Genomic DNA, 21,071 nt, shown 5'->3' with positions numbered 1-21,071 from the left:
TTAAACTGTTGATAAAATGATAAAAAATAACATAAAAGTTTGTTGGATTCTTTTAGCACTCTCTATAAAAGTCTCTACTTCCAATGGACAAGATAAATTGAACATACCACAAGCATCTGAAGATAGTCTTGTCAATGTTGCCTTTGGAAGTATTCAGAAAAAAGACATAGTAGGTGCTGTATCGGCAATAAACATAACAGAACTTCTTAATAAAAGCTTTAGTACATATAGTCTAGATAATCTTCAGAGCTTAATAAGTGGTTACACAGGTAATATTTGGGGACAAGCTCCATTGATATTAATCGATGGTGTAGAACGTCGCGCTTCTGATGTAAGATTAAATGAAATTGAATCCATCTCTGTACTTAAAGATGCGAGTAGTGTAGCACTTTACGGATCTGCGGGTTCTCGTGGTGTGGTATTGATTACGACCAAAAGAGGTACACAAAAACCATTAGGTGTGGATTTCAGGTTGAATACAGGGATTTTTGTTCCAAAATCCTACCCTACCTATTTGAATGCTGCGGAATACATGGGCTTGTACAATGAAGCACTTCGCAACGATGGTCTCGCAGAGAAATATACGCAAGAAGAAATTTACAACACAGCTTTGGGTACTAATCCCTATCGCTATCCAGATTTAAATTTCTATTCGGATGATTTTTTAAGAAAGTTTAGCTACAAGTCCGATCTTACTACCGAAATAAGCGGTGGTAATGAACGCACCAAATACTACACAAATGTGGGCTTATCTTACAATAATAATATTTTGAAATATGGTGTGGCAGACAAAAACAATGATTTTTCACTCAATGTGCGTTCTAACGTGGATATGAAATTAACCGATTGGTTAAATGCATCCACAGACGCCGTAGCGATCATGACTGACCAATATTATGCACGTGGCGATTTTTGGGGAATGGCAAGTAGCTTCCGACCTAATAACGACTGGTTTCATCCCTACGTGCCAATCGATATGTTGGATCCAGAGAATGAAGAGTTGCAAATCATTGTGAAAAACTCGAATAATATTATAGATGGAAAATATCTTTTAGGTGGTCTTTCGACAATCCAAACCAACCAATTGTCCCAAATGATGGCTTCAGGTTACATCAAGAATAAACATAGAACATTTATGTTTAATGTAGCTGCAAAAGCGGATTTGAGTGGTATCACACAAGGTTTATCTTTTAGATCACAATTTAGTATGGACTATACCACACGTTATACCGAAGGTTATAGTGTTCCTTATGCTACTTATCAACCAGAATGGGTGACCATTGATGGCAAAGAGGTGATTAAAAGTCTTCAAAAATTCGGAAATGATGGAAACAGTACTAATGAGTTCATCGGAACGTCATTGTACGATCAAACATTAACATCAATTTCTCAATTAGATTACGCACGCAAATTTAATGATCATCACAATGTGAGCGCTAAATTGGTAGGTTTTGGATATATTTCTCAATATTCCAGTGATCCAGATACGGATGGAGGTAGTGAATACCACCCCTTCCGCAACACCAATTTAGGGATGCATTTTGGATATAATTTCAAGCATAAATACTACTTAAATTTCAATGGAAATGTGGTTCATTCGAGTAAGCTTCCAGAAAATAAAAGAAGAGGTTTTTCTCCTACAGGAACTTTAGGATGGCGCTTGAGCGAAGAAAGCTTTATCAAAGATAATGCTTCGTTTATCAATAATTTAATCGTTACAGGTAGCTACGCTTCATTGAAACAAGACTTAGACATCAATGGACATTATCTGTATGCGGGAAATTTTGGTAATCAAGAAGGCCTTGGTGGTTGGTTTACTTGGAGAGATGGTGCCAGTGGAGGTTATACTACAATGTCTGGTAGAGGTGCCAATCCGAATCTTACTTTTGTTAATCGTGACGAAATCAGATTAGGTTTGGAGTCTTCTTTTTTTGGAAATAGAATTCATTTGAATGCTAATTACTTCAAGCAAAATATCAAGGGTTTATTATCGAGAGGTTCTACCTTATTCCCTTCTTATTTTACTGGACAAGGTGACTTTCTTCCAAACTTCAATTTTGGTGAGGAAATGCGTACTGGTGTAGATTTCTTCTTGAACTTTAATAATAAGATCAGTGACTTCTCGTACAATATAGGAATTGTGGGAATGGTATACGATTCAGAAGTAATTCGCAGAGAAGAAGCGTACGAATACAGTTATCAAAACCGTGTTGGTAAACCATTGGATGCTTATTTTGGATATATAGCAGAAGGTTTCTTTCAATCTCAAGAAGAAATTGACAACCATGCAAGACAAACTTTCGGTGGTACTTTAAAGCCTGGTGATATCAAATACAGAGATGTAAATGAAGACGGTATTGTAGACGCAAGAGATCAAGTCGAATTGGGCCACAATGGCTGGTCTGCAAATCCATTAAGTTATGGTGTCAACCTTACCTTGAAGTACAAAAACCTTACATTCTTTGCTATGGGTTCAGGTATTCATGGTGCTATTGGGTTTAAAAACAACTCTTATTACTGGGTACGCGGTCTGAATAAATACTCTGATGTAGTATTGAATAGATGGACAGAAAGTACTGCACAAACGGCCACTTATCCACGCTTGACAAGTACCAGTAGCGCGAACAATTTCCAAAATTCTACCTTCTGGATGTATGATAATAATCGCTTCAATTTAACAAGAGTACAGTTTACATACGATTTGGGTGAGCAATTTTTCAGAAATTCTTCATTAGTGAAGAAAATGGGCGTTTATGTAAACGGAGACAATCTTTTAGTTATTTCCAAAGAGCGTAAAATGATGGAAACAAATTTCGGTTCTGCGCCGCAAAATCGCTTCTATAATTTAGGATTTACAGCATCTTTTTAGGTCTTATTAAAATTAGGAAATTATGAAAATCAAAATATTTATTTTAGGATTATGTGCTCTCTCTTTTGTTAGCTGTAAAAAGTGGTTTGAGCCAGATCCTGAAAATCTAAAATCGGAAGATCAAATGTATGATGATTCCCGATTTGCACAGGGCTTCTTAAATACAACGTATAGAACGATCCCGACATATTACAACAACAGCGATGTAGCTACCGATGATGCTGTGACGAATGTCCGCACAAATGAATATCTACAAATCGCGACGGGCTCATGGACAGCGTCTTATAATCCTTTGAATTTTTGGAATACAGGTTATGGTTCTTTATTATACCTAAACTTATTTTTGGCCAATTCGGAGAAAGTAAATTGGGCTAATGATCCAGAAGTTGCCAAGCTATTCAATATGCGTCTACGTGGAGAAGCATTTGGTTTACGCGCTTTATACATGTATTACTTAGTTCGTAATCATGGTGGTATTGCTTCCAATGGCGAATTATTAGGTGTTCCTCTTATTAAAGAATACCAAACTTCGACCAGCGATTTTAATATCCCAAGAGCAAGCTTCAAAGACTGTATTAACCAAATATTAACAGATTTGGATAGTGCGGAATATTATCTTCCAATGGAATATAATGATATAAACAATGCCAATCAGATTCCAGAGAAATTCCGAAACGTAACCAATAGTCCAGGAAATTACAGTAGGGTAATGGGTACACACAGCCGCCAATTGTTTAATGGATTAATTGCAAAATCTTTCAAAGCTAGAGCAGCATTGCTTGCCGCAAGTCCAGCATTCCAACACGCAAGTAATAATTTTTCGTGGGAAGCAGCAGCCAATGCAGCAGCAGAAATCATTAATTACAAAGGTGGTGCTAATGCACTTCCAGCAAACGGTCATACATTCTACAATAACCAAGGAGAAATTGATGGGTTATCTCAAGGAAATAACCCACCTGAGATCATTTGGAGAGAGAATATACAAACCAATAACGGAGATCAGGAAGCACAAAACCTACCTCCTAGCCTATTTGGAAATGGGTTTATCAATCCTACTCAAAACCTAGTGGATGCTTTTCCAATGGTGAATGGTTATCCTATTAATCACGCGAATAGTGGATTTACTGCTGCAAATCCTTATGCCAACAGAGATCCTCGCCTTACACATTATATCATTTATAATGGTGCACAAGCTGGTATAAATAATACGCCTATTTACACCACTAGTCAATCTACTACAGTAGATGCCCTAAACAATAGAGAGACTTCTACCAGAACAGGGTATTATATGAAGAAACGATTGAGAATGGATGTAAATAGAAATCCAAACAGTACAAGCAACAAAAGTAGGTATCTGCCAAGAATCAGATATACTGAAATGTATTTAACTTACGCCGAAGCTGCAAATGAAGCTTGGGGACCAACTGGAACTGGCACACATAGTTTCTCGGCTTATGATGTTATAAAAGCTATTCGCAGAAGAGCGGGTATTGGGTTGACTAATAATGATGCGTATCTCGAAGAATGCAAAACGGATAAAGATAAAATGAGACAATTGATCAGAAATGAACGTCGAATTGAATTAAGTTTTGAAAGCTTCCGCTTTTGGGATCTCAGAAGATGGAAAGAAGATCTAAATACTACAGCGCGTGGGATCGACTTAGTTAGCGGAAATTATACGCCTATTACAGTAGAGACTCGTACGTATCAAAGCTATATGCTCTACGGCCCTATACCGCAATCGGAAACGATCAAGTTTAATAATCTATATCAAAATAATGGTTGGGAATAACATTTCAGTTACCAGTTAATGAATATTTATATGAAAAACAATAATATAACAATCACCAAACTTATACTAGCAGTCCTAATAGGCTTAGTATCGGGTTGTAAAAACACTGAAATCGTACATCCTGATTTTGATTATCAGGCAGTGTATTTTGCAAACCAATACCCTATTCGAACGATCGTACTTGGTGAGGATCTAAATTTTGACAATTCATTAGATAATGAACGTAAAGTGGAAATTAAGGCAACATTAGGCGGTACTCGATACAACCAGAACGATGTAGTGATTGATTACTCCATAGACAATAACTTATTATCTAATCTATATTTTGGGTCAGGCGGGGCAAAGCTATTGCCCATGCCTTCCACCTATTTTTCGGTTAATTCTAATCAAATAACTATTAAAAAAGGAGAAATTTTAGGTGGTGTAGTCGTGCAACTTACGGATGCTTTCTTTGCTGATCCGCTAGCGATTTCCAATAATTATGTGTTGCCTTTGAAAATGAACAGCGTGAAAAATGCGGATACGATTTTAGCTGACAAAAACTTTGTGTTTTATGCGCTAAAATTTATTAATCCATGGCACGGAAATTATTTAAGAAGAGGAAAAGACGCAATGACTGGAGATGTATCCCGAAATGTAGTACGTCACAAAGCTTTTGTAGAAAATGATGACGTAAATAATTTAAAAACTAAAACATTAAGTCAAGTCGAGTTCCCGGTGCAATTTCGTGATGCTGATGCAGGAAATATTTTCTCTTGTACCCTACTTTTAACTTTCAACCAAAATGGTGAATGTACCATTAGCACTAATTCAAATGGCTATACCGCTACTGGCTCAGGCAAATACGTAATCAATGGAGAGAAAAATAGCTGGGGCAATAGAGACAGAAGTGCCTTATATCTCAACTATGAAGTGAATTATTCGAATGTTACCGTGGGTAGCGGAGCTAATTCAAGACAGATTAGCGGAAAAATAGTTACGCAAGATACTTTAGTGGCGCGTGACCGTGCTGTTGCTCCTGAATATTTTACGCCATTTCAGAATTAATTAAATTTTAGAAATCTATGAGAACAGTAAATAAAATTACAATGCTGCTAATGTCTACTGCACTATTTGGCGCTTGTACTAAATTCGAAAATAGAGAAATTTACGTTGACAAACCGCAAAGTATCATTGACCAAGAAGCAAGAGACGAGTATGATGTTTTAAAAAGTTATGTCAATAAAGGCAATCAAGCCAATTTTAAATTAGGCGCGGAAGTTAGTCTTGGAGATTTAGGATCAAACAGCCTACTTTACAGATTGTTATCTGAGCATTTTGATGAATTAACTCTGACTGCTGGAACTTTTAATCATAATAATATCGTTCAAGCTGACGGTAGTGTAGTTCTAGAAAATTTAGAAACGGTATTCACGGCTAATTCAACTACGCCACTTCATGGTGGTCATTTAGTATGGCATCAAAATCAGCAATCCACCTATCTCAATCGATTAATAGCCGATATCGTACTTCCAGGAGTTTCTGGCGTTGACAATGTCGTCGATTTTGAGGGAGATGCATTAGGTACAACTTATCGTACTACGACAAGTGATGCCACAGCAACCGTAGTTAATGATCCTGTAGCAGCAGGTAATAGCGGAAAAGTATTACATATTTTAAAAAATCCATCTACGGCTTTCCCACAATTTAGAATCACCTTACCTGATGGGAGAAAATTGAAATACTACAAAAACGTAACAATTGATTTCAAAGGTGATGGTTGTTGTGGCTTTTATGGTGCGGGTATGCGTATGGCTATTACCGCGGATTATGGCAATCCTAGCCTTATTGGATATGGAGGTCCTTCAAGCTTCGGGATTCCTATTAATGCCTGGGGAAGAGGAATGATTACTATGCCAATAGCAGCCTTGAACTTAACAGAAGCACAAAAAGAATGGAATTCCTTTGTACTTACGTTAGGCTCACAAACTGGTGCTCCAGACTACTTGATTGACAATGTTAAGATGAATTATGAAATCCCAGGTGAAACCATCGTAAAATCTGCTGAAGAGAAAAGACACATCCTCACCGCAGAATTGGATAAATATATCAAAGCTGTAAGTGAAGTAGCAAAAAATAAAGTAAAATCCTGGAGTGTGGTATATCAGCCAATTGATAATGATAATCCTACACAATTGAGAAAACATCCAGGAGGTACTTTGCCAGCAAATACATTCTATTGGCAAGATTATTTAGGTAAAGATTATGCAGCTGTTGCAATTAATATGATTAAGCAATATGCAAACAATGATGATAAAATTTTCATTACCGAAACGAATTTAGATGAGTTCCCTGACAAAATCAATGGCTTAAAAGACCTGATAACTTATACCGAACAAAGAGGTGCAAGAGTGGACGGAATAGCTACTGAATTTGCCTTAAATCTCGATGCAGATAAATCTAAAATAGAAACAGCATTAGAAAGGTTAGCAAGTACCGGAAAGTTAATTAAGATTTCAGCTTTAGATATTGGTATCGGTGGCCCTATCACAATAGCTACACCTTCATTATACTTACAGCAGTCGTCCATGTATAATTGGTTTATAAAAGCTTATAACAATAAAATCCCTGCTGCACAACGTGCAGGTATTACTTTTAGAAGCCCTGTAGATCAACTCGAAACATCTTCTTGGCGTCCGAATGAGCCTGTAGGAATTTTCACAAATAAATCTGGTTATCAACGTAAGGATGCTTATGTCGGTATTGTTGAAGCTTTTCAAGGCAAATAAAAAATAAATATTTTTAAAATTCCTAGAAAAGGGAGGTATGAAAAAATTCAACCTCCCTTTTTCTATTTTAAGACTTGCTGTCTTTTCCTGAAATATCACTCCTTGTTAAAAGAAAACTTCTCAAATCAATTATTTATTGCAACAGAAATTAGAATATGATTAAAACCCACTAAAACGTGTTCTCTAGAATGTAGAAACTAAGATTAGACATTCTTATCATTCATTTAGACATTCTTATCCTATCGAAAAAATTACTTACTGTAGCTTTGATATACAATTATAAACAAGTAACCAACATCGACATTTATTTTTTGCTATGAGATAGTGTACATATATATGAATAACTATTTTAAATCATCTATTTATAACCATTTATAAACTAAAGAAACTATGAAAAACAAAAAACTAACCTATGATTTACAATAGCAGCTACTAGATAGACTACATTACCTATTAAAGTAATATAGTTTCATAATAGCTAACCAAAAAAATCTTATAGAAGAACATAATTCTACCTACTAAGTATAACCAATTAATTTATAAACTTAAGAAATGCTATGATGATAAAATCTACCATCACACTCATTAGGCATTGGAAAAAACTTTGGGGAATAATTTTCTCATTTGCCTTTTCCTTAGTGTTGGCGCTGAGTGTGCCAGTCGACAGTTTGGCACAAACATCCAGAAGAGTCCAAGGAACTGTCCAAGATCAGAACAATGAAGCAGTAAGTGGTGCTTCTATATTAGTAAAAGGAACAAATGTCCAAGTAACTACCGATGATGCAGGTAAATTCAGTATACAAGTACCGCAGAATAGCAACACCTTGGTGGTGACCAAACTTGGATATGAAAGGACAGAAGAAAACATTCAAAACAGAACTAACGTTACCATTACGCTGAATTCTATAGAAATCGAAATCGAGGAAACCATCGTAGTCGGTTACGGTACGCAGAAAAAAGAAACCGTTGTAGGTGCAGTAGCACAAACAGCAGGGAAGGTTTTAGAACGTGCCGGAGGTGTATCAAGTGTCGGTGCAGCGTTAACAGGAAATGTACCTGGGGTAGTAACTACAGCAAGTACAGGTATGCCAGGTGAAGAAGATCCTCGTATTGTAATACGTGGTCGCAGTACTTGGAATAATACAGAGCCATTAATTATGGTTGATGGTGTAGAACGTCCTATGACCAGTGTGGATATCGGGTCTATTGAAACTGTATCTGTCTTAAAAGATGCCTCTGCCACAGCTATCTATGGTGTACGTGGTGCAAATGGTGTAATCCTAATTACAACCAAAAGAGGGCGTGAAGGACGCGCATCCGTGCGTGGAACTGTAAATAATATTGTAAAGACAGTATCACAATTACCTGGAAAAATGGATGCGTATGATGCAATGATGCTTCGTAACCTGGCTATTGAAAATGAATTAGCACTTTCACCAGACAGCTGGTCGTATTATCAGTCACAAAATATAATTGATAAATATCGCTATCCAGCAAATCAGGAGGAAAGAGAACGTTATGTTAATGTGGATTGGGCAGATGAATTATTTAAAGGATATGCTTTATCCCAAAACAGTAATGTTAATATAGCTGGTGGTACATCCAAAGTAAAATACTTTGCTAGTGCAGATTATTTGTTCGAAGGAGATATGTTTCGACATCGAGACAACAGCCGAGGTTACGAATCGGGGTATAATTTCAACAGAATTAACGTAAGATCTAATTTGGATTTTCAATTAACTCCTACCACCAAATTCTCTACTAACCTAGCAGGATCAACTGGTACGCGCAAAAGTCCACGTATTGGTGTGAATGAATATGATTTTTGGATAGCTGCTTATACTCTAGCCCCTGATGTAATCTATCCACGATATTCGGATGGCTCATGGGGTTATTACCCAAATGATTCGCAAGCTGGTATCAATTCGGCAAGGTCATTAGCTTTAGCGGGTTACCAATTTATAACCACTAATCGAATTACATCTGATTTTACGCTTGAACAAAAATTAGACATGTTTGTGAACGGTCTTACAGCAAGAGGAACTTTTTCTCTCGATAATACCTTTGTAGAGACAGGAAGAGGTATTAACGATGTATTTAATGACCCTCAAGAAAAATGGATTGATCCTGAAACTGGCTTAGCCAGATACAGATTTAATCAAAATAACAGTGGTTTTGATTTCGTAGAGGGAATTGACTGGACTCAACAAGAAGGAAACGTAAACAACGGATCTACCTATCGTAGACTTTTCTATCAATTTCAGTTGGATTACAGAACAACAATTGCTGAAAACCACAATCTTACTGCTATGGGTTTATTTAACCGTAACCAATATGCAACAGGAAGTCAACAACCCTATTTCCGTGAAGACTGGGTATTTCGTGCAACCTACAATTTCAAGAATAAGTATATGATCGAATACAATGGCGCATATACTGGTTCAGAGAAATTTGCGCCTGAATATAGATTTGGATTCTTCAATTCTGGAGGTCTAGGTTGGTTAGTTTCAGAGGAAAATTTCCTAAAAGGGAATTCCGTATTGAATATGTTGAAGCTTAGGGCTTCTGTAGGTGATATTGGGGATGACAATGTCGCAGGTAGATGGTTATATCTTACGCAATGGACTATGGGTGGAAACTCTAAAATGGGGGTAGTAGGTGTGAATCCAGAGACAAGTAGCTACATGTGGTTCAAAGAAAATGTTCTTGGAAATCCAAATGTGCGCTGGGAGAAAGTTAGAAAAACAAACTTTGGAGCTGATTTTGGATTATTTAATAATTTAATTACTGGACAAGTTAACATATTCAAAGACAAAAGAACTGATGTTTTAATCCCTGGAAATAGCCGAGCTATTCCTGACTATTTAGGCGTTGCGGCTCCTGTTGCCAATCTGGGTATAGTTGAAAATGAGGGATATGAGGTAGAAATTAAAGCAAACAAGTCTCTCAATCAAAACTGGAGAATTTGGGGGGACATGAATTTTACACATGCAAAGGATAAAGTCATTGAAGGTGATAGTCCTGCCCTACTACCGGAATATCAAAAACTTGAAAATAAACAAATCAGTCAAACTTATACGCATGTGAATGCTGGTCGCTATAATACTTGGGACGAACTATATTCATCTACAGCGCATGATAATAATGATCATAATAAGTTACCTGGGAGTTATCATATAGTGGATTTTAATGGAGATGGAATTATCGATTCAAGAGATAATATCCCATATGCATATCCATCTGTTCCTCAAAACACATATAACCTTACGCTTGGTTTTGATTTCAAAAATTTCAGCTTAATGACACAATGGTATGGTGTGAATAATGTTACGCGTCAAGTGGTATTTGAAAGTTTTGGCCGCCAACGTAATTTGGCTTATCATGAAGGTACATATTGGTCGAAAGACAATATTGACGCTGACGTGCCTATGCCTAGATGGTTAGCTTTAGCAAGTAGTTACAATAATGCCGATAGGTTTATGTACGATGGATCCTATGTTCGACTAAAAACAGCAGAAATAGCCTATAACCTAACTACTGACCATAACTTCATACGCAGAATGGGGTTACAGCATATACGTATCTTTTTAAATGGGCACAACTTATTGCTGTGGTCTAAAATGCCAGATGACAGGGAGTCAAATTATGCGGGTACAGGTTGGGCATCGCAAGGAGCTTACCCTACTGTAAAGCGTTTTAATTTAGGTGCTAACATTACATTCTAATTGGATTTATTATGAAATATTCTAAATATATTAAAGTGCTTATTTCTTGTGGAGTCTTAGGTGTTACATCCTTAACTTCTTGTGAGAAATATTTAGATAAAGAAGAAGAATCCATTGTCTCTCCTGATGATGCATTCAAAAACTTCGTCAATTTTCAAGGTTATACCGAAGAATTATACCATTGTATTGTGAATTTCACAAACAATTATTGGACAAACTCTTGGAACTGGGGTGAAGATGAAATTACTACTACTGCTGGCGACTATCACTTTATTCATAAAATAGATAATGGGAATTTTTGGGGCTGGCAAGCGCAACACGATGGATGGGGGGCTGGTTGGATGGAGCAAAATGACTTTACAACAACTTGGGGTAATAGAGGTTCTCAAGACCTATGGAATGCTGCTTGGTTTGGCTTACGCAAAATTAGCATTGCATTAGAAAATTTTGACAAAATGACTGATGCCACAGCAGAAGAACGTAACTTAATAAAAGGTCAATTATTATTTTTCAGAGGCTGGTTTCATCACCGTCTAATGGAATACTTTGGTGGCATGCCATATATCAATTATGTACTACCAAGTGATGAAAAATTGACATTACCTAGGCTTAGCTATCATGAATGTGCAGACCTTGCAGCTGCAGATTTTCGTGAAGCAGCAAATCTTTTGCCGCTCGATTGGGACAATACCGTGACAGGAAGAAGAACATTAGGTAAGAATGAGCTTCGAATCAATAAAATAATGGCCCTTGCCTACCTAGGTAAGAATTACCTATGGGCAGGTAGTCCACTAATGAACCAAACTGTAACGGGTGATAGAAATTACCATGCGGAATATTGCAAAAAAGCAGCAGAAGTCTTTGGTGAATTATTGGGATTGGTTGAAGGTGGTCAGACAAAATATAAACTGGTGGATTTCACTAATATTCATACCGTATTCCGTACAATTAATCAAAACTGGGCTTTGCCAGGTAGTACGGAGGCTATTTTTCGAGGACCTTATAATAATGGTAACGACACCCATTATAATACCAGTAAACAATACCTCCCTGGTTTAATTTCCGAAGGTGACGCAATAAAATTCAATCCTACAGCAAACTATGTACATGCCAATTATGGTATGGCAAATGGATTACCAATAAAGGACATTACTAAAGCTGATCCAGAATCTGGGTATGATCCAAATTATCCTTGGAAAAATAGAGATCCTAGATTCTATACAGACATACTATTTGACGGCGTGAAAGTGGTTACTGGAAATATTACGGAAACTGATATGGATCCTAATCTCAGACGCTACGCGCAATTATACACAGGAGGATCATATAGAAGTATTCAAAATGGGTCTCGGACAGGTTATTCTTTACGAAAGTTTACGACGTTGGCTGCCAATAACTACGACAGGCATTTCGATTACTCATACGCTATGAATATTTACATACCCTATTTACGGCTTGCTGATGTGTATTTAATGTACGCAGAGGCTGCTTTAATGGGAAACAACAGTATTAGTGGCAAATCATCAAACTTTAGTAAAACAGCGTTGGATGCCGTAAATGTTATTCGTGAGCGCGCTGGTGTAGCCCCTGTGCATCAAAAGTTTCAAAGTTCAGTGTCTACATTCTTGGATGAGTTAAGACGCGAACGCGCGGTGGAATTAGCATATGAAGGACACCGTTTTAATGATTTAAGAAGATGGCTATTATTAATCGAAAGACCATATACCTTAAAGACGTCGGTAGAATTCGACAGAGCATCATTTGACCCCGAAGATCCAACAAATAACCGTATTGTAAATATTCGAGAGAATGTGATATTGGAAAGAAATTTTTCTTCCAAACATTATTGGTTACCACTTAAAGTATCGGATGTGAATTTATATCCTGAGTTTTATCAAAATCCAGGCTGGTAATCCGGAGGATGATCCATTCATTAAATTATGAAGACAATGAAGTATAAAAACATAAAGAAAGCGGTGTGCTTAAGTATTGCATCCATGGGAATATTAGCTTCTCCAGGAATATACCTATTTGCACACCCAAATAATATATCTTTTTCTATTGCCCTGCAAGATAGTTTGTATACAGATAGTACCGAATTGGTTCAAGTAGCTTTTCGTAAAGTAAAGAAAAAAGATGTAATGGGCGAAGTAAGCGCCATCAATATTAATAACCTATTAAATAAAAATTACACCACTTACAGCTTAGACAATTTGGATGCCTTTATTCCAGGATACAATGGTAATATTTGGGGAACTGGGGGATATCTATTATTGGTAGATGGTTTTCCAAGAGACGCTAATAATGTAATGCCTACAGAGATCGAAGAAATTTCTGTAATGAAAGGAATTAATGCAGTTGCGTTATATGGAAGTTTAGCATCTAAAGGAGTAATATATATTACTACAAAACGCGGACAGGAAGATAATCAAAAGATTAATATCCGTACGAATGCGGGTATTAATACGCCAATTAGCTATCCAAAATATTTAGGATCTGCCGAATATATGACATTATATAATGAGGCCAGAAGAAATGATGGACTACCTAACCTATATAGTGAAGAAACTATATATCATCATGCAGTCGGAATTAATCCTTATAGATATCCAAATGTAGACTATTATTCTTCGGATTATATCAAGAACAGCTTCAATCGCTATGACGCCACAGCTGAAGTTTCTGGAGGAGGTGACAAAACTAAATATTATACAAATTTTGGTTTTTGGTCGGCCGGATCACTTTTAAATTTTGGTGAAGCGAAGGGAAATACATCTAATAGATTCAATATGCGCGGAAACATTGATTCTAGACTTAATAGCATCATGTCACTTAATGTTGATGCTTCTGCTAGCTTCTACACCCAAAAAGGTGTAAACACGGACTATTGGGCAGCAGCAGCGACTGGTAGACCACATCGCTTCTCACCACTTATTCCCATTAGTATGCTCGAGGAAGCAGATGAGAACTCTTGGACTTATGTAAATACCACCAACTTCTTAGTAAATGGACAGTATTTATTAGGTGGAAGCCAACTCGATCAAACTAATGCCTTTGCCACTATATATTCTGGTGGAAGCAGTCGTCATATGAATAGGCAATTTCAATTTAATACAGGATTAGATTTTGATTTGAAAGGAATTACGGAAGGACTTACTTTTCAAACAGCCTTAGCTATTGATTATCAAAATCAATACAATCAATCGTACAATAATACCTATGCAGTCTACCAAGCCGCATGGAATAATTATAATGGAGAAGATTTGATTAGCAGTTTGACAAAATATGGCGAAGATCGTAGAAACGGTGTTCAGAATATTGGAGGTAGTATTTATCGTCAAACAATTGGCATGAATGCTAGGCTTAATTATTTCCGTACATATAACGACAATCATCATGTGTCCGCGATTCTTCTGGCTAATGCATTTCAAATAACACGATCAGCAGAATATCATAAGCAAAGTAATGCAAACTTAGGCTTACATCTGGGTTACAATTTTGCAAACAAATATTATGCTGACTTCAGCGGAGCATTGCCGCATTCTGCAAAATTACCGGAAGGTAAACGTAAAGCCTTCTCCCCTACACTATCCTTAGCGTGGAGATTAAGTGAAGAAGAATTTATGAAAGGAGGCATTTTTAATGATCTTCGATTTAAAGCTTCTGCTGGTATAGTGAATACAGACGTGGATATTGAGCAATTCTATATGTATCAAGGCTATTATACCTATCAAGAAGGTGCATGGTACAGTTGGGCAGATGGTCAACTTGTACATTCTTTTGATCGTGTGCGTGGAGATAATAAAGATATGACTTACCCGAAACGTAGAGAGTTTAGCTTTGGCTTTGAAGCCAATATGTTTAATAACTTAATCAGTTATAATGCAACTTATTTCTATAATCAGATGAATGGTTTATTGACCCAGCCAAGTACCATATATCCTATGTATTTTATGTCATACTGGCCTGTATATTCTGATTTACCATATGTGAATTATAATATAGATGAACGTAAGGGGGTTGATTTTGGAATTAATATTAATAAATCTTTTAATAGTTCTAGCAGTCTTTCTTTAGGAGTGAATGGACTTTATTATGACACCCAAGCTTCTAAACGTGATGAGATATTTGAATTTGCTTACCAAAACCGTACAGGAAAACCATTGGATGCTATTTGGGGGCTCCAAAGTAATGGATTCTATAGAGATCAAAGCGACATAGATAATTCAGCTACTTCATCATTTGGTGAAGTGAGACCTGGTGACATCAAATACATAGACCAAAACGGTGATGGTACAATTGATACACGTGATGAAATTTATCTCGGCAAAGGAGGATGGGCCGGTGCGCCTTTCTCTTTAGGATTCAATATTACTGCCAAATGGAAAAACTTAACCTTGTTCGCTGTCGCGACAAGTCGTAATGGTGCTAATGCTTTGCGTAATAATTCTTATTTCTGGGTTGATGCGGAAGACAAATATTCAGAAGTCGTTCGTAATCGTTGGACTCCGGAGACTAGTACGACCGCTACTTATCCCCGATTGACTACTAACAATAGTGATAATAATTATAGAGCTTCTGATTTCTGGATGTATAGTACAAATCGTTTTGATTTAAGCAAAGTCCAGATATCATACGATTTTCCTAAATCTATTTTGGGCAAGGGAATTCTTCGTGAGTTAGGCACTTATGTAAATGGTTTCAATCTAATGACTTTTGCTAAAGAAAGAGAAACTATGCAGCTATCAGTGGGTAGTACACCACAAACCAGATTTTTCAACTTTGGCGTTAAGGCTCTATTCTAGAACAAGACTAATAGATAAGACATGAAAAAATTACTATTCATATTAGGTGTTACATCGACTATAGCATTCACGTCATGTGAAGATATGTTTACACCTTCAATCGAAAATTTTCTAGATATTGAAACTGCATATACAAGACCTTTATATGCACAAGGTATCTTACTCAACGGCTATAACAGAGTACCTACAAATAGTTGGTCATTCAATGATGTAGCTACAGATGATGCGGTAACAAATGATCGCGCGAGCAATTATTTAAAAATTGCTACGGGTCAATGGACTGCCATGAATAATCCTTTAGAACAATGGAGAAACAGTCGTTCAGCAATTCAATACATTAATAATTTTCTATCCATTCAAGATAAAGTGGAGTGGTCATCCTCTGCTCCTATTAATTCGATGTTCAATGATCGGATGAAAGGTGAAGCATTAGGCTTACGCGCATTATTTATGTTCCATTTATTGCAAACACATGCTGGCAAAACAAGTAGCGGTGAAGTATTGGGAATACCAATTGTACTAGAATACGAAACTTCAGAATCTGACTTTAATAAACCTAGAGCCACTTTTGAGGAATGTATGCAACAAATTTATGCAGATTTAGATAAAGCAGACGAACTTTTACCGCTTGATTTTGAAGATATTTCAAATGCAAGCCAAATACCCGCTAAATACCAATCCTTAGGTGTAAACTTAACAGACTATAACCAAGTTTTTGGCGAAAAATTCAGACTTCGTATGACCAAAAGAATTAGCCAAGCTATTCGCGCTAAAGCAGCTCTTTTAGCAGCTAGTCCTGCTTTTAATGATGGTAATACAGCTAAATGGGAACAAGCAGCAAATTATGCTGGGAATGTTATACAGCAAAAAGGTGGCATATCTGGTGTTGATCCTCAAGGTGCACTATTCTATTTACCAGCAAGTGTAAATCAGATGGAGTCCGGAAGAAACACAGCAGAAATTATCTGGCGTGTTGACAGAGGTGACCTTTCTTCCTCCTTAGAGGCAGATCACTTTCCTCCGACCTTATTTGGGCGAGGAAGATTAAATCCTACACAAAATTTAGTAGATGCATTTCCAATGGCTAATGGTTATCCAATTAATGATGCGGCAAGCGGCTATAATGCAAATAGCCCTTATGATAATAGAGATCCAAGATTAAAAAATTATATCTTGGTCAATGGGTCTACTTCTGGAGTAAATAATACCGCTATCAATACCGCGGTAAATAGTCCAACTAACGATGGACTCAACAAAGTTGAGACATCTACACGTACGGGCTATTATATGCGTAAGCTTTTACGTCAGGATGTAAATTTAAATCCATCAAATGTATCTGGTCAATACCATGTCACTCCCCGATTACGCATGACAGAAATTTATTTAGCTTATGCCGAAGCTGCAAATGAAGCTTGGGGACCTACTGGTCGAGGTTCATTCTCGTTTTCAGCCTATGATATTATCAAAGCTATTCGTACACGCGCTGGTGTAGGAACTACGAATGGAGATCCATATTTAGAACAGGTAAAAAACAACAAAGATCAAATGCGTCAGTTAATTCGTAATGAAAGACGTTTAGAACTATGTTTTGAAGGATTCAGATTCTGGGATTTGCGCAGATGGAACGAAAATCTAACAATTCCTGCTCAAGGCATTAGCATAGAAAACAATACTTATAATGTAATTACGGTAGAAAACCGTGTTTTCGAACCATATATGCAGTATGGCCCAATTCCTTACAGTGAAATATTAAAGTATAATAACCTTCAACAAAATAATGGTTGGTAACATTTCAAATTTGAACTCATGAAAAGAATAAATATAATTTATGCGACCTTATTGTTGGCTATTACAAGCTGCAAAAATCAAGATTGGGAATTTCCTGATTACGAATATCAAACGGTTTACTTTGCCTACCAATATCCTGTACGTACCATCACATTGGGTGAAGATATTTTTGATACATCTTTGGATAATCAAGGTAAAATCAATGTAATGGCTACTACTGGTGGTGTATACAGTACAAAAGAAGACGTCAAAGTTGATTTCGTCGTTGATAATGCGTTGACACAAAATATAATATATAGCCCTGAGGGAGGCGATGTACTCCCTTTACCATCAAATTATTATACATTAGCTTCTAATCAGATGATTATTCCACAAGGAAAGCCTTCAGGAGGTGTGGAAGTACAATTAACCGATGCATTCTTTGCAGATCCCAAATCCATTAATACCACATACGTATTACCCTTACGTATTACCAATGTGACTAATGCAGATTCTATATTATCCGGTACACCTAAAATTGGAAGCCTTCAACGCAGAGCAGTTGCAGATGATTGGGAAGTTCAACCTAAAGATTATACATTTTATGCTATAAAATATATCAATACTTGGCATGGTAACTACCTTAGACGTGGTCAAGATATAATAGTAGGCAAGAATGGAAACAATTCCTTGAACCAAACATTAAACCGTAGAAATGCTTCTGTCGAAAAAGATGAAGTTAAAAATTTAATAACTGCATCTCGTCAAAACGCAAAACTACCGTTGACCTTCAAAGATGTAGATGGCACAAATATCAACATCGAATTGATGTTAGCATTTGACAATAATAACAATTGCACTATTAGCTCAGCAACAAATGGAGTAACCGCCACTGGTCGAGGAGCTTTTGTCAAAAAAGGAGAAAAAAACAGTTGGGGTAATACAGATCGAGATGGATTATATCTAGAATACCAAATAGAAATGGCACAAATGAGTGTATCCACAAAAGATACATTAGTTATGCGTGATAGAGGTGTTAAGATGGAAACATTTAATGTAGCTCTTAAACCTTAATATTCTAAAATTATTAATCAATTAGAATTATGAAACGTTTACATACAAAATTAGGTTATGGATTAATGGTGAGTCTACTACTCTCCTCCTGCGCAAAACCCGAGTTTCTTGACTACTTTGCTGAAAAACCCGAAAGTGTAATCGCACAAGAAGATATTAATTCATATGACCCTTTAATTTCCTATATCGATCAAAATGCAAATCCAAATTTCAAATTAGGAGTAGCACTTAATATCGATGACTATATCAACAAAGGTGTGATGTACAGATTAGTAAATCGCAACTTTAATGAAATGGTGATGGGCTATGAGATGAAACACTCTTCCATCGTGAAAGCGGATGGAACAATGGATTTTTCACGGGTTGAAAAGTTAATTGAAACAGCTAAAGAAAACAATGTGGCTATATTTGGTCATACCTTAACTTGGCATTCTGGACAAAATGCAGCATACCTAAATAAATTAATTGCACCTATCAAACTTCCTGGTTCAGGAAGCCCCACTTGGGATGTGATCACATCAAATAATTTTGAGTCCGCGGACAATAGCAATTATGAATTTAACACGAATGCTGTGGTATCATTTACAGCCGCTGGACAAGGTGAAGGTGGAGAAGGTCGTGCTCTAAAATTAGTAAATGCTGAAGTAAGAGCAAATGATTGGGATACGCAGTTATTCATTAAATTCCCAGCAGCAACAAAATTGGGTGAAAAATACAGATTCACAATGTATGCAAAGTCGGATGCTCCGGCTGAATTCGGTTCTCAAGCGCATACCGTTCCTTATTCTTATAAACACTGGGATTTCTTCGGTTCATTCAAAACAACAAGTGAATGGGTGAAATTTGAAAGAGAAATTAACATTGGTAGCGACACCGAAAATTGTACCACGATAGCTTTCAATTTAGGTAAAACTGCGACGACATATTATTTTGACAATTTTACTGTTGAAAAATATAATGAAGAAGGTAGTGGCGGAAGTGCTCCTATTGAAAAAGGATTTGCTTTAAAAATGATAAACCCATCGGTGGTAAACACGTGGGAAGCACAGGCGGCCTTTGATATTTCTGGTATTGAAAATAATACAGAATACGTATTGACATTAGCAGCTAAAGGTAGCAAAGCGGGTACATTAGGTGCAGACTTACAAAGCACCTCGGATTATCAAGGCAACAGCTTCGGATCCGTGGCTTTAACGACAGATTACCAAGAATTTGAATTGAAACTGACAACTACCGCTGTACGCAACCGCTTTATTTTCAATTTCGGACATTATGATGGTACTATTTACGTAGACAATGTCAAATTGGTAAAAGCAGGTAGCAATACAAATATCATTGGAAACGGAGACTTTGAGAATGGAATAGATGGATGGATAGGCTGGGGTAACAATTCATCTCGCGTATTATCAGCTGATGGCGAAGGTTTCGGTGGTATGGGCGGTAATGTAATTGAAAAAACACCTGAAGAGAAAAAAGATATCATCACGAATGCACTTGAGGATTTTATCAAAGGCATGATGACGACCACTAAAGAATATGTGAAAGCTTGGGATGTCGTAAATGAACCAATGTCGGATTGGCCAGATCAATATGCTTTGAAAACGGGTATTGGAAAAGCTGAAATGGCGGATGATGAATTTTACTGGCAAGACTATATGGGCAAAGATTATGCTGTCAAAGCTATTGAGTTTGCACGTAAATACGGTAATACCAATGATTTACTTTTCATTAATGACTACGGCTTAGAGGGCGGTGGCAATAAGTGTAAAGGGCTGATTGCCTATGTGGAATATGTGGAAAGCAAAGGTGCAAAAGTAGATGGTATTGGTACACAAATGCACATTGATATCAATACGAACAAAGACAATATTGTCAGTATGTTCCAATTATTGGCAGCTACGGGCAAACTTATCAAAATTTCGGAGTTAGATATCGGTGTAGGTGTAAAAACACCTCAAGCTACTGCCGAGATGTATGCTAGACAAGCTGATATGTACAAGTTTGTAATTGAAAAGTATTTCGAAATCATTCCGAAAGCACAACAATACGGTATTACCATTTGGAGTCCATTAGATAGTCCAGACAATGAATATTCATTCTGGAGAAGAGGTGAGCCTATTGGTATTTGGACAGAAGGTTTCGTAAGAAAACCAGCATATAAAGCGGTTACAGAAGCTTTAGGCAAAATGAAATAAGAACCTTGTGATAAATATAATGACTGAGCCAGTCATTGGAAGGGAGGTAGATTCATGCTCCTCCCTTTTTTTCAAC

General features: G+C 36.9%; 10 protein-coding genes. All 10 read left to right on the top strand.

Annotated features, from left to right (window positions below; translation table 11 throughout):
• Positions 1–16: 16 nt before the first annotated feature.
• The 10 genes from H8B04_RS00635 to H8B04_RS00590 all read left to right on the top strand — a co-directional run bounded on the left by H8B04_RS00635 (position 17) and on the right by H8B04_RS00590 (position 20,995).
• Positions 17–2,869, top strand: a complete 2,853-nt coding sequence (locus H8B04_RS00635; protein WP_190301121.1) for a SusC/RagA family TonB-linked outer membrane protein — start codon at positions 17–19, stop codon at positions 2,867–2,869.
• Between the two features lie 22 nt (positions 2,870–2,891).
• Positions 2,892–4,661 carry a RagB/SusD family nutrient uptake outer membrane protein gene (locus H8B04_RS00630; protein ID WP_190301120.1) on the top strand — a complete coding sequence of 590 codons (1,770 nt, stop codon included), beginning with the start codon at positions 2,892–2,894 and terminating at the stop codon, positions 4,659–4,661.
• Positions 4,662–4,691: 30 nt separating this feature from the next.
• A complete protein-coding gene (locus H8B04_RS00625) occupies positions 4,692–5,708 on the top strand; it encodes a DUF5627 domain-containing protein (RefSeq protein ID WP_190301119.1) in 1,017 nt (338 codons plus the stop codon).
• Positions 5,709–5,725: 17 nt separating this feature from the next.
• A complete protein-coding gene (locus H8B04_RS00620) occupies positions 5,726–7,429 on the top strand; it encodes an endo-1,4-beta-xylanase (protein WP_165289924.1) in 1,704 nt (567 codons plus the stop codon).
• Positions 7,430–7,986: 557 nt separating this feature from the next.
• A complete protein-coding gene (locus H8B04_RS00615) occupies positions 7,987–11,154 on the top strand; it encodes a SusC/RagA family TonB-linked outer membrane protein (protein ID WP_223815182.1) in 3,168 nt (1,055 codons plus the stop codon).
• A gap of 11 nt (positions 11,155–11,165) precedes the next feature.
• Positions 11,166–13,067: a RagB/SusD family nutrient uptake outer membrane protein gene (locus H8B04_RS00610; RefSeq protein ID WP_190301118.1), complete on the top strand. Its 1,902-nt coding sequence runs from the start codon at positions 11,166–11,168 to the stop codon at positions 13,065–13,067.
• Positions 13,068–13,103: 36 nt separating this feature from the next.
• Positions 13,104–15,959, top strand: coding sequence for a SusC/RagA family TonB-linked outer membrane protein (locus H8B04_RS00605; RefSeq protein ID WP_165289963.1), 2,856 nt, complete (start codon positions 13,104–13,106; stop codon positions 15,957–15,959).
• 21 nt (positions 15,960–15,980) lie between these two features.
• Positions 15,981–17,747 (top strand): RagB/SusD family nutrient uptake outer membrane protein, encoded by a 1,767-nt coding sequence (locus H8B04_RS00600; RefSeq protein WP_165289922.1) that lies wholly within the window; start codon positions 15,981–15,983, stop codon positions 17,745–17,747.
• 18 nt (positions 17,748–17,765) lie between these two features.
• Positions 17,766–18,800, top strand: a complete 1,035-nt coding sequence (locus tag H8B04_RS00595; RefSeq protein ID WP_190301117.1) for a DUF5627 domain-containing protein — start codon at positions 17,766–17,768, stop codon at positions 18,798–18,800.
• Positions 18,801–18,829: 29 nt separating this feature from the next.
• On the top strand, positions 18,830–20,995 hold the full coding sequence (locus H8B04_RS00590) for an endo-1,4-beta-xylanase (protein ID WP_190301116.1): 2,166 nt from the start codon (positions 18,830–18,832) through the stop codon (positions 20,993–20,995).
• Positions 20,996–21,071: the final 76 nt, after the last annotated feature.

Origin of the sequence: Sphingobacterium litopenaei (assembly GCF_014692495.1) — a bacterium.
GTDB lineage: Bacteria > Bacteroidota > Bacteroidia > Sphingobacteriales > Sphingobacteriaceae > Sphingobacterium > Sphingobacterium litopenaei.
This window is presented reverse-complemented; position numbering and strand designations above follow the sequence as displayed.